Annotated in this window: 8 protein-coding genes; 5 read left to right on the top strand and 3 right to left on the bottom strand. The window is 70.4% G+C overall.

Annotated elements, in window-relative coordinates; all coding sequences use genetic code 11:
- Window positions 1-19: 19 nt before the first annotated feature.
- Window positions 20-220, top strand: a complete 201-nt coding sequence (locus EV668_RS05870; RefSeq protein WP_133768872.1) for a con-10 family general stress protein — start codon at window positions 20-22, stop codon at window positions 218-220.
- A gap of 447 nt (window positions 221-667) precedes the next feature.
- On the opposite strand, the gene EV668_RS05865 is transcribed toward EV668_RS05870, so the two are convergent.
- On the bottom strand, window positions 668-985 hold the full coding sequence (locus EV668_RS05865) for a hypothetical protein (protein WP_133768871.1): 318 nt from the start codon (window positions 983-985) through the stop codon (window positions 668-670).
- 71 nt (window positions 986-1,056) lie between these two features.
- Window positions 1,057-1,854, bottom strand: coding sequence for a response regulator (locus tag EV668_RS05860; protein WP_133768870.1), 798 nt, complete (start codon window positions 1,852-1,854; stop codon window positions 1,057-1,059).
- Between the two features lie 105 nt (window positions 1,855-1,959).
- Here EV668_RS05860 and EV668_RS05855 point away from each other — a divergent pair, with 105 nt between their 5' ends.
- Both EV668_RS05855 and EV668_RS05850 read left to right on the top strand, forming a co-directional pair.
- The gene (locus tag EV668_RS05855) at window positions 1,960-2,226 is read left to right on the top strand and encodes a NepR family anti-sigma factor (RefSeq protein ID WP_133768869.1); all 267 of its coding nucleotides are present in this window, start codon (window positions 1,960-1,962) and stop codon (window positions 2,224-2,226) included.
- Window positions 2,223-2,774, top strand: coding sequence for a sigma-70 family RNA polymerase sigma factor (locus tag EV668_RS05850; protein WP_133768868.1), 552 nt, complete (start codon window positions 2,223-2,225; stop codon window positions 2,772-2,774). The genes EV668_RS05855 and EV668_RS05850 overlap by 4 nt, the downstream gene beginning before the upstream one ends.
- A gap of 87 nt (window positions 2,775-2,861) precedes the next feature.
- On the opposite strand, the gene EV668_RS05845 is transcribed toward EV668_RS05850, so the two are convergent.
- A complete protein-coding gene (locus EV668_RS05845) occupies window positions 2,862-3,038 on the bottom strand; it encodes a DUF1328 domain-containing protein (RefSeq protein ID WP_133768867.1) in 177 nt (58 codons plus the stop codon).
- 292 nt (window positions 3,039-3,330) lie between these two features.
- Between EV668_RS05845 and EV668_RS05840 the strand changes: the two genes are divergently transcribed.
- Both EV668_RS05840 and EV668_RS05835 read left to right on the top strand, forming a co-directional pair.
- The gene (locus EV668_RS05840) at window positions 3,331-10,767 is read left to right on the top strand and encodes a type I polyketide synthase (protein WP_245512875.1); all 7,437 of its coding nucleotides are present in this window, start codon (window positions 3,331-3,333) and stop codon (window positions 10,765-10,767) included.
- Window positions 10,764-12,125 carry an aminotransferase class I/II-fold pyridoxal phosphate-dependent enzyme gene (locus tag EV668_RS05835; protein ID WP_245512873.1) on the top strand — a complete coding sequence of 454 codons (1,362 nt, stop codon included), beginning with the start codon at window positions 10,764-10,766 and terminating at the stop codon, window positions 12,123-12,125. The genes EV668_RS05840 and EV668_RS05835 overlap by 4 nt, the downstream gene beginning before the upstream one ends.
- The last annotated feature ends 6 nt before the right edge of the window (window positions 12,126-12,131 follow it).

The raw sequence follows: 12,131 nt of genomic DNA, 5'->3' as shown, positions 1-12,131 counted from the left end.
CGCAATCGAGGAGGAACGAATGCCGAGAGGCCATCTGACATCGACACGCGGCTTCGCATCGATGGACGAAATGCGTCAGCGCGAGATCGCGAGCAAAGGAGGACGGAGCGTGCCTGCCGAGAAGCGCTCGTTCTCGCAGGATCGCGAACTCGCCTCCGAAGCCGGGCGAAAGGGCGGACAGGCATCGGGACACCCTCGCCAGCCCGCCGAGCAATTTTGAGGGGGTCCAAGAAAAGCGGTCGGCTTGCGGAACCTTTCGCAGGCTCGATTCGTTCTTAAGTCAACCGGCCCCGCTTTGCCCCCATCGGCCGGCACCTTCTCGGGCGTGACTGCGACAGCGGTCACGCCCTTTTTCTTGGCTGACAGGCGCGCCGGGCGGATGCGGCTGCTCAGCTGGAGGTGATCCGCCGAGGCGTGATCGCGGGCGGAGGCTACCCCTCGCTCAGATGTCGGCCGTCGCTGGTCCGGGCCGCGAATGCCGCGCGTGGCTCATGCCCACGCCCGACGGTACGGTGTCCCGGCAACCGTTCCTCGATCAGGATGTCGGAAGGGCGTTGGTCGCGGATCGGCGCGGCCTATCCGCGCCGGCAGCGATCCGTCGAAGCGCTTCGTCATCCCGACTGCATGGTCCAACGGGATGTCCGGTCTCTACCGACCAGCGCACCGATCAGGTGATGCAGCGGCTGATGGTGCGGGATGCGACGGACCGCGCGAGGGAGCTGACGAGACGCTCGCAACCGGGCGGCACGGAAGCCGACGCATCCGGCTTCGCCCTCGTCACCGGAGGCTGCCGATCCGGCGCCGTGGGAGTCGCCGCAGGAAGCTCGGCGGGACGTTCCAAGGCCGACATGAGGACGGGCGAGGCGACCGCATCGCGATCGATCGAGCCCAGCGGCGTCGCGTTCGGGGCGAGGACGCCGGGGACCAACGCGGCGAGAACGGCCGAGACCGCTCCGATCGACAGCAACGTCCGTCCGTCCCGCATGATCCGCCCCCGCTGATTGAGCGGGGATCAAACGCAACCATGGGGGCGAAGTTCCCCCGCGGAATGCGGCCTCAGGCGGCGCGCTCGCGCCGCCGGGCTGTCTGCTGGAAGAACAGCGCCTGGCTGATGACCGCCGAGACGTTCGCCGGCTGGAACGGCTTCGCGATGAGGAAGGCCGGCTCGGGCCGTTCGCCCGTGAGGAAGCGCTCCGGATAGGCGGTGATGAAGATCACGGGCACTTCGAAGGTCTGCAGGAGGTCGTTCACCGCGTCGAGGCCCGAGCTGCCATCGGCGAGCTGGATATCGGCGAGGATCAGACCGGGACGCTTCGAGCTCGCCAGTTCGACGGCCTCGGTGCGCGTGCGGGCGACGCCGGTGACCCGGTGGCCGAGGCCTTCGACGAGGGATTCGAGATCCATCGCGATGAGGGGCTCGTCCTCGATGATCATGATGTCGGTCGCGATGTCCGCCGCCAGCTCGCGGCCGGCCTCGTCGACGAGTTCGCGCACGCGGTCCACGCTCGCATCGAGGATGACGGCCGCCTCCTCCTCCGAGAAGCCTTCGAGGCTCGACAGCAGGAAGGCCTGGCGGGGCAGCGCCGTGATCTGACCCAGCCGGATCTCGGCCGGGAGATCGCGGCCTGCCGGCTCGTTCTCCCCGTTCACCGCCAGCGAATTCCAGATCCGAGTAAAGACCTGGAACAGGGAAACCTTGACGTTCGAATGCGGACCGATCGCGGCGGGGTCGCTGACCAGAGTTTCGAGCGTCGCCGCGACGTAAGCGTCTCCCGCGACCTGGCTTCCGGTGAGAGCACGCGCATAACGACGAAGATACGGGAGGTATTGCACCACGAGCTGTGCTGGCGACATCCAAAAGCCTCGGGCAATGAAGAGAGAGAAGTTGTTGACGTGGTAGTCAATCCGTCCCCAACCCGCAAGCGACGGAAATGTTCCGGCCGGGCTGGAACCATTGCCATGCCGACGGCGTTTAGGGCCGTTCGTTACGGTCAGTTCGGGGTGGGGATGGTGAGTTCGGCGAAGCGGGGCGCGAACCCTAATGCCGCGGTGAACGGGGCGGTTCAACGATTAGGCAAAGGTCCGTCCCTGGACCGGGTCATCCAGGCTCAGATCGGCGACAAGCTGCGTGCGATGTACGGGGAACTCTCCGAGCAGCCGGTTCCGGACCGGCTGACGCAGATCCTCGCCCGCCTCGGCCAGCCCTCATCGGGGGACGAGGCGTGACGTCGGGTCCCGAACCCGAAATCCGCGACGCTCTCCTGGGCGCCGTGCCGAGCCTTCGTGCCTTCGCCATATCGCTTTGCGGCCAGGTCGATCGCGCGGACGACCTCGTCCAGGACACGCTGCTGCGGGCGCTCTCCCATATCGACCGGTTCGAGCGGGGGACGAACCTCAACGCCTGGCTTTTCACCATCCTGCGCAACCTGTTCCATTCCGAATACCGGAAGCGGCGACGGGAGGTCGAGGACCCGGACGGCTCCTATGCCGGCCGGCTCAAGACGCAGCCCGAGCAAGGCGCGCGGCTCGACTTCGAGGATTTCAGAAGCGCTCTGGCGAAGCTTCCGGCAGAACAGCGCGAAGCGCTCCTGCTCGTGGGCGCATCGGGCTTTTCCTACGAGGAGGCCGCAGCGATCTGCGAATGCGCCGTCGGCACCATCAAGAGCCGGGTCAACCGGGCCCGCTCGCGGCTCGCGAACCTGCTCGCGGTCGACGATGTCGGGGATCTCGGCCCCGACAACATGACCCGGGCCGCCCTTCAGGCGGCCGGCTGATCGACCCGGACGGACGAAGCCGATCACAAAAAACGAAGGCCGGAGGCGGTACCGCCTCCGGCCTTCGGTGTCCCGGTCGCCGCGATCCTACACCGTCGGCGAACGGCCTCGCATCAACCCGACCACCGCCGAGATGGCGAACAGGACGATGGCGACGAAGAAGATCAGCTTCGCGATCTCGACCGCGGTTCCTGCGATGCCGCCGAAGCCGAGGACCGCGGCGACGAGCGCCACCACCAGAAATGTCAGAGCCCAGCCAATCATTGGTTCCTCGCAGTAGGTGCCGGAGATTCGGCCTGTTTTGAGAACCCCGAGATAGCTTTGCGGTTCCCGCCCCCTGCGTCATCTCGTCCGAGGCTGGACGCAGAACGCCCACAACTTGGGCGGCATCTGCCTTAATCCATACATCACCACCCTCTAAGGGGTGAGGATACCGCTTCCGCCGACAGTGTTGCTGCGCTGTGGCGGAGGCGTTACACGAGGCGGCTGCGGCAGACCGTGGGGACATCGTCTGTGCGATCCCGACTCCGGATACGGGGCCTGGCTCGGACGACATGTGGCGAGCCGATCGATGCAGGGGCAGATGCGGAAACTGGGCCAGCCTAGCGATGTCGTCGTCGTCGGCCGATCGTGTCGCCTTCCCGGCGCTGCATCCGTCGAGGATCTGTGGGCCAATCTCCTCGCCGGCCGCTGTTCGATCGGCCGGGTCCCGGACGACCGCTGGGCTCTGGCGAAGCACGGCCATCCGCGACAGCGCGAGGCGGGCAAGAGCTACGTCTGGTCGGCCGGGACGATCGACGACGTCTGGAGCTTCGATCCGTCCGTCTTCGGCATGTCGCCGCGCGAGGCCGAGCAGACCGATCCGCAGCAGCGCATCCTGCTCGAACTGACCTGGGAGGCCCTGGAGGATGCCGGCATCCGCCGCTCCGACATCGCCGGGACCAATGTCGGCGTCTTCGTGGGCGCCTCCTCGACCGAGTACCAGAACATCCGCAACGCGGACATCGCGAGCGTCGACGGCTACACCGCGACCGGCGGCGCGCTCTCGATCGTCTCGAACCGCATCTCCCACGCGTTCGACCTGCACGGCCCGAGCTTCACGGTCGACACCGCCTGCTCGTCCTCGCTCGTGGCGCTGCACCAGGCCCTCTCCGCCCTCCGCTCGGGCGTGATCGACACGGCCATCGTCGGCGGTGTGAACGTCCTCCTGTCGCCCTTCGGCTTCATCCTCTTCTCCCAGGCCTCGATGCTCTCGCCCGGCGGGCTCTGCCGGACCTTCGACGCCAAGGCCGACGGCTATGTCCGGGCGGAAGGCGGCGTCGTCCTCGTGCTGCGCAGCGCCGCCAAGGCCGCGGCTGACGACAACCGAGTCCACAGCCGCATCGTCGCGTCGGGGGTCAATTCGGACGGGCGCACCAACGGGATCGCCCTGCCCTCCCCCTATGCGCAGGAGCAGTTGCTCCGCGACGTGTATCGCCGGGCCAATATCGCGCCGGACGACGTCGCCTTCATCGAGGCCCACGGGACCGGCACGCGGGTCGGCGATCCCATCGAGGCTTCGGTGATCGGCAAGGTGATCGGCCAGGGCCGGTCCGAAAAGCTGCTGGTCGGGTCGATCAAGTCCAATATCGGCCATCTCGAGCCCGGCTCCGGTCTGGCGGGCGTCCTGAAGGCGATGCTGGCGCTCGAGCACGATCGCCTGCCTCCCTCCGTCAATTTCGACGAGCCCAATCCCGACATCGCCTTCGACGAGTTGAACCTCGCGGTCTGCACCGAGCCCACCGCGATCCCTCGGAACGGGGCGGTCCGCTATGCCGGCGTGAACTCCTTCGGCTTCGGCGGCACGAACGCCCATGTCGTCCTCGCCGATCCCCTCCCCGCGAAGACGAAGAACGGCAAGGCCGTCCGCTACCAGTCGGACCTCTTTCCGCTTTCGGCCGCGACGGATGCCTCGCTGCGCGACCTCGCCCGGGGCTATGCCGACACGCTGGCGACGACCGGCATCGATGCGACGTCGGAAGCCGCCGCCGCCGCCGCGCATCAGCGCGAACTCCTCCCCGAGCGCACCGTCATCCAGTGGGATTCGCCGCGCGACCTCGTCCGGAAGCTCCAGCGCTTCGCCGACAAGGAAGCCGACATCCCCGGCATCACGCGCGGTGCCGTCACCGAAGCCAAGGCCCCGGTCGCCTTCGTGTTCTCGGGCAATGGCGGCCAGTGGCCGGGCATGGGCCGCGGCGCCTACGCCACGAGCCGCCGGTTCCGCGAGACCTTCGACGAGATCGATGCGATCTTCGATTCCGATTTCGGCTGGTCGGTCACGGAGGCGCTCCTCGCCGAGGATCTCGAACAGCGCCTTCGCCTCACCCACATCGCCCAGCCCCTGATCTTCGCGACGCAGATCTCGGTCGCGCGCGCCTTGCGGGCGGAGGGGCTCGAGCCCGCCTTCACCCTCGGCCACAGCGTCGGCGAGATCGCCGCCGCCGCCGTGTCGGGCGCGCTGACGCTCCGCGAATCGATCGCTGTGATCCAGGCGCGCAGCACGCGCCAGGAGATCGCGCGCGACGCGGGACGCATGGCGGTCGTCGCCGCGCAGCGCGAGCAGGTCGAGGCGCTCTGCGCCGAGATCGGCGGCCTGACGCTCGCCGCCGAGAACGCGCCGCGGGCCTTCACCGTGTCCGGCCTGACCGAATCGGTCGAGGAGTTGATCCGGGTCACGCGCCAGCGCCGGATCGCCGCCCGGCAGCTCGATCTCGACTACCCCTTCCATTGCTGGCTGATCGACGACGTCCGGGCCCCGCTGATCGCGGACCTCGCGCCGATCGAGGGTCGCGCGCCGTCGATCCCGATGATCTCGACGGTCACGGGCGATGTGGTCGACGGCCCGCTCGGCCCCGACTACTGGTGGCACAACGTCCGCGATCCGGTCCTGTTCGCGACAGCGGCCGAGCGCGCCGCCCGCCTCGGCGCCCGGATTTTCGTCGAGATCGGCCCGCGCAGCATCCTCCTGTCGAACCTCAACGAGGTGCTGGAGACGACGGGCCTGCCCTGCACCACGCTCGGCGTGCTCGAGCGGCACGAGAAGCCCGAGGACAGCGATCCGATCCGCCCGGCCGTGCTCTCGGCCTTCACACGCGGCGCGAATATCGAGCTCGACCGGCTCTTCGGCCCGAAGCCGAGCCGCACCGTGACCCTGCCGCGCTATGCCTGGGCGCGCCGGGAGTTCCGCCCGGTCGAGACGACGGAATCCCAGGCCTCGATCCTCAACACCCGCTGGCATGCGCTGCTCGGCGCGCGCGGAAGCGTCGACACGACCGAATGGTCGGGCCTCCTCGACAGCACCATTCTGCCGGAACTCGCGGATCACCGTGTCGGCGCCCAGGCGATCCTGCCCGGTGCCGCCTTCGTCGAGATCGCGCTCGAGGCCGCGCGCGAATGGTTCGGGTCGGACGACGCCGCGCTGCTCGAACTCGACATCTCGCAGCCGCTCCCGATCGAGGCCGATCGCAGCCGCGAGCTGAAGACCCGCTTCTCGCCCGCGACCTCGACCCTCGAGATCCTGAGCCGTCCCCGGCTGGCGCGCGGCGGCTGGACGAGCCACGCGGCGGCGCATCTGACGGCCGGCGAGCCGGAGGCGGTCGAGGCCGGCCGGCCCGAGATCGTCGAGACGATCGGCGCGGAGGCGATCTACCAGGCCGCCGAATCCGTCGGCCTCCATTACGGCCCGGCCTTCCGCCTGCTGCGGTCGGTCGGCCGCACGGTGGACGACCGGCTCCTCGTCGATCTCGAACCGGCCGAGACGACCGATCCGCGCTACGGCATCGACCCCGCCCGGCTCGACGCCTGTTTCCACGGCCTGTTCTCGCTCTTCGCCCGGCTCGGGGCCGCCGGCCGGGGCATGGCGTATATTCCCGTGCGCTTCGGCGCGATCCGCCTCTACCGCCGCGGCGTGCCGCTCGCGGGGGCGCTGATCGAGATCACGAAGGCGGGCGAGGGCTCGATCCTCGCCGACTTCACCCTGCTCGACGGCGAGGGCCTGCCGATCGGCCGGATCGCCGATGCCCGCTTCCAGGCGGCGCGGATCCAGCGCGGCTCCTCGCTCGGCGAGAAGGCCCTGGCGGCGGAATGGGTGCCGATCGACGCAGGCGCCATCGGCCGTCCCGGCCTCGCCGTCACCGTGGAGGCGATCCTCGCCGCGGCCGCGACAGCGGACGAGGCCGACGATCGCCGGACCGACGATCAGATGCTGCTCGATGCCTGGGCCGTCGCGGCCGGGCTCGCCATCCTGCGGCGCATCGCCGGATCGGACCACCTCGGCCGCGACCGGCTCGTCGCGCTCGACGAGGCGACGGCGTCCTGGGCCACCGCCATCCTCCATGCCCTCGCGGGACACGGGCTCGCCGAGGAAGCCGAGGACGGCTGGCGCCTCGCCGCCAAGGAGGGACTGCCGGCCGCCGACATGGTGCTGCGCACGCTCGCCTCCGACCATCCGTCGCGTTCGGCCGAGTTGCTGCTCGCGAGCCGCCTCACGGCCTGGACGCCGGACGGGACCGCCTCGGGCGAGGCCGCGCCTCCCGCCATCGCCTTCGTCGATGGCTTCGAACTCGGCGGCATCGCCGTGCGCGCGGCAGGCGACGCGATCGACCGCCTGCTCGACGCGACCGGATTGCTCTCCGCCGCGACGCCGGGCCTGCGCATCCTTCAGGTCGGCTTTTCTCCCCTCGCCTTCGGCCTGTCGCTGAAGGCGCGCGAGGCGGGCGCGAGGCTGACGATCCTCGATCTCGACGCGCGCCGCATCGAGCGGGCACGACTGTCCCTCGACGGCGGGCATGTGGCCTTCGCCGACGCGCTCGACGCCCTGCCGGCGGGCGGCTTCGATCTCATCGTCTCGGCGGCCGGGCTCCATCGGCCCGAACGCGCGGGCGCGCTCCTGCCGGCCCTGCGCCAGGCGCTCGCGCCGGGCGGCCTCCTCATCGCCGTCGAGCCCGAACCGTCGCTGTTCCGCGATCTCGTGCTCGGTCTCGGGACCGACTGGTTCGGCACCGGCGCGGTCAGCCCCCTCCGGAACGCGGCGGAATGGTCGGACGCGCTGTCGCTGGCCGGCTTCCGCGACCCATCGGCGACAGCCCTCGCGACGGAAGCCGAGGAGGCGACCCTGCTCGTCGCCGCAGCCGGCGAGGCTCGGGACGAGCCGGTGGCCGAACCGAGCCGCATCCTCATCCGCCCGCTCGTCGAGCAGCGGGCCGGGCGGCTGTCGCAAAGACTCGCCGAGGCGCTGGACGGCCATGACGTCGAGATCGGGCCGGGCGGCCGGTCCTCGGCGGACGAGGTCCCTCTGCCGGCGGGGACGATCACCGTCGCCTGTTTCGATCCGGAAGCCGCGAGGGACAACGTCAGGACGCTGAACGATGCGATCCTCGCGCTGCTGAAGACGGCCGAACTCTGCCCGCGCAACAAGGGCGAACTCTGGGTCGTCGCCTCCGCCGGCGAGGCCGCCGGCCAGGCGGCCGATCCGGTCGCATCGGGCCTCCTCGCCTTCGCCCGCACCCTCGCCAACGAGATGCCGGCGATCACCATCCGGCGCATCGAGGTCTCGCGGGCCTGCGCCCCCGAGATCGCCGCGGCGACGCTCGCGGCCCTGCTCCTGACGCCCCAGACCGAGAGCGACATCGAGATCGGGCCGGACGGAACGCGTTGCCTCCGCTTCATCCCGCTTGCGATGCGCGAGCCGAAGGGCGCGCGGACGACCACCTCGCTGAAGCTGGAGCGCGGATCGGCGGGCGGCCTGTCGGGCCTTGCCTGGGCGCCGGCCGAGGCGTCCGCGCCGAAGGCCGGCGAGGTCGAGATCGAGGTCGAGGCGACCGGCCTCAACTTCCGCGACGTGATGTGGGCGATGTCGCTCCTGCCGGACGACATCCTGGAGGACGGTTTCGCGGGGCCGACGCTCGGTCTCGAATGCGCCGGCCGCATCCGCCGCGTCGGTCCGGGCGCGACACGCTTTCAGCCCGGCGATCGCGTCCTCGCCTTCGCGCCCTCCGCCTTTTCGTCCAGCGTCTGCGTGCCGGAAGGCGTCGTCATGCCGGTCCCGGCCGACTGGACGACGGAAGCCGGCGCGGGCGTCCCGGTCGCCTTCCTCACCGCCTATTACGGCCTCGTCACGCTCGGCCGCCTGAAGGCGGGCGACTGGGTGCTCATCCACGGCGCCGCGGGCGGGGTCGGGCTCGCCGCGATCCAGATCGCGCAATGGCGCGGCGCGACGGTCGTCGCGACGGCGGGCTCGCGCGAGAAGCGCGATCTCCTGCGCGCGCTCGGCGTCGAGCATGTGCTCAATTCGCGCTCCACGGCCTTCGCCGACGACATCCGGCGCATCCGCCGCCAGGGCGTCGAGGTGGTGCTGAACAGCCTTTCGGGCGAGGCGATGGAGCGCTCCATCGCGACCTTGAAGCCCTTCGGGCGCTTCATCGAGCTCGGCAAGCGCGACTACGTCGCCAACACCCGGATCGGCCTGCGCCCCTTCAAACGCAACCTCAGCTATTTCGGCGTCGACGTCGACCAGCTGCTCTCGGACCGCGACCAGGCGAGCGGCATCTTCGCCGAGATCATGGCCCTGTTCGAGGCGGGCGAGTTCCGGCCCCTGCCCTACCGCGTCTTCGGCGAAGGCGAGACGACCGAGGCCTTCCGGCTGATGCAGCAATCCGGCCATGTCGGGAAGATCCTCGTGCGGCCGCCGCAGCGGCCGATGCCGGTCGTCGAGAACCGGCCCTTCGCCTTCGATCCGGACCGCACGCATCTCATCACCGGCGGCTTCGGCGGGTTCGGCCTCGAAGCCGCGCGCTGGCTCGTCGATCGCGGCGTGCGCCATCTCGCTCTTCTCGGCCGCTCCGGCGCCGCGAGCGAAGACGCGGCCGCGCTCGTCGCGGAACTCGAGGCGCGCGGCGTCTCGCTCCGCGCGATCCGGTGCGACATCGGCAACGAGCGTTCGGTGAGACGGGCCCTCGACGAGATCGCGGCGGAGATGCCCCCGCTCGCCGGCATCCTGCATGCCGCGATGGTGCTGGAGGACGGCCTGGCCGCCAATCTCACGGCCGAGCAGCTCGACCGCGTCCTGCCCCCGAAGGTCGCGGGGGCCGATCATCTCGACCGCCTCACCTCGGGGATGGCGCTCGATTACCTCGTCTTCTTCTCCTCGATCACGACCTTCATCGGCAATCCCGGCCAGGGCGCCTATGTGGCGGCGAACGCCTATCTCGAAGGCCTCGCCCGGCGGCGCCGCGAGAAGGGGCTCCCGGGGCTCGCCCTCGCCTGGGGTGCGATCTCGGATGTCGGCGTGCTGGCCCGGAAGAAGGGGCTCGCCGAGGCACTCGCCAAGCGCGTCGGCGTCATCGGCATGCCGGCCCGCGAGGCGCTCGACCTGATGGCGCAGGCCCTGTCCGCCGATCCGGCGACGAGCCCCGCCGTGATGGCGGTGGGCTCGCTCGACTGGAACGCGGCGCGGCGCCTTCCGGCTCTCGCCTCGCCGACCTTCGCGAGCCTGATGCGCGAAGGCGGTACGGCGGAGACGGGCGAGCGCAAGAGCATCGACCTGCGCGCGCTCCTCGCGAGCGAGCCCGAGGAGGCGGTGCGCAAGCGCGTGGCCGAGACGATCGTCGAGGAGATCGCGGCCGTGCTCCGCGTTCCGCGCCAGGACATCGCGATGACCAAGCGGCTCGGCGAACTCGGCCTCGATTCGCTGATGGCCTTCGAACTCGCCTCCGCGCTTCAGGACAGGCTCGGCCTCGACGATCCGCCCACCGGTTCGGTCGCCGCGATGACGACGCTCGGGCTCGCCGACCAGATCATCGCCATCGTCTCGGCCGGACAGGCGGACGATGCGGCCCGCGCCGTCCAGTCGGTCAACGACCGGCATGCCGGCCTCGCCTATGACCAGGACGGCGCCGCGACCGTGGCGGAGGTTCTGGCGACGCGCTCGAAGGACGTGAAGGGCCTGACCCATTGAGCGACGAACGGAGCCGGCGGCTCACCGCCGGCGACAAGGAAGCCCTTCTCGCCCGGCTCGCGCGCAAGAGCGCGCCGGGCCCCGTCCGCGAGCGGCCGATCCCGATCCCCCCGGGCGCGACCGACTTCACGACGCTGCCGGGCTATCGCGAGCTGCAGACGCAGCGCTCCTTCGCGGAGATGATCGGGCTCGGCAATCCGTTCTTCCGGGTCCACGAGGAGCGGGCCGGCGCCGAGACGCTGATCGGCAACCGGACCTATCTGAATTTCGGCTCCTACGACTATCTCGGCCTGAACGGGCATCCGGAGGTGCAGGACGCCGCCAAGGCAGCCATCGACCGCTACGGCACCTCGACCTCCGCCTCCCGGCTCGTCGCGGGCGAGCGCCCGATCCACCGGGAGCTGGAAGCCGCGCTCGCCGAGCTGTACGGCGCCGAGGATTGCGTCGCCATGGTCAGCGGCCACGCGACCAATGTCGGCACGATCGGGGCGATCGTCGGCCCGCGCGATCTCGTCGTCTACGACCAGCTCGCGCATAACTCGATCTATCTCGGCGCGCAGCTTTCCGGCGCCACCCGGCGCGCCTTCCCGCACAACGACCTCGACGAGCTGGTCCGGCTGCTGACCGGCCTCAGGGGCAGCCATACGCGCTGCCTGATCATCGTCGAGGGTCTCTACAGCATGGACGGGGACGCGCCCGACCTCGCGCGTCTGATCGAGATCAAGCAGCGCTTCGGCGCCTGGCTGATGGTGGACGACGCCCACGGCCTCGGCGTGCTCGGCACGACCGGTCGGGGCCTCGCCGAACATGCGCGGCTCGATCCGCGCCTCGTCGACATCTGGATGGGGACGCTGTCGAAGACGCTGGCGGGCGCGGGCGGCTACATCGCCGGGCCCCGCCCGCTGACGGATTTCATCCGCACGAGCGTCGGCGCCTTCGTCTTCAGCGTCGGCCTCTCCCCGCCGGTCGCGGCCGCGAGCCATACGGCGCTTCGCATCATGCTGCGGGAGCCGGACCGCGTGCGGCGGCTGCACGAGAACGGCGCCGCCTTCCTTTCCGCCTGCCGCGCGCACGGGCTCGATGCCGGCGACAGCATGGGGCTCGCCATCACGCCGGTGATCCTCGGCGAATCGCTGAAGGCCGCGACCCTCGCCGATCGCCTCGCCAAGCGCGGCATCAACGCGATGCCGATCCTCCACCCCGCCGTCGAGGAGCGCCTCGCTCGCCTGCGCTTCTTCATCACCTCCGAGCACACGCTCGAGCAGGTCCGGGAGGCCGCCGCCATCACGGCCGAGGAGACCGCCGGCCTGCCGAGCACGGCCGAGACGGTTCAGGCCATGGCCCGGTCGCTGTCGTAGGAGCGG

It is taken from the genome of Enterovirga rhinocerotis (assembly GCF_004363955.1).
In the GTDB taxonomy this organism is placed as follows: Bacteria; Pseudomonadota; Alphaproteobacteria; order Rhizobiales; family Beijerinckiaceae; genus Enterovirga; species Enterovirga rhinocerotis.
The sequence above is the reverse complement of the archived record's forward strand: the minus strand, read 5'-3'. Positions and strand labels throughout refer to the sequence as shown.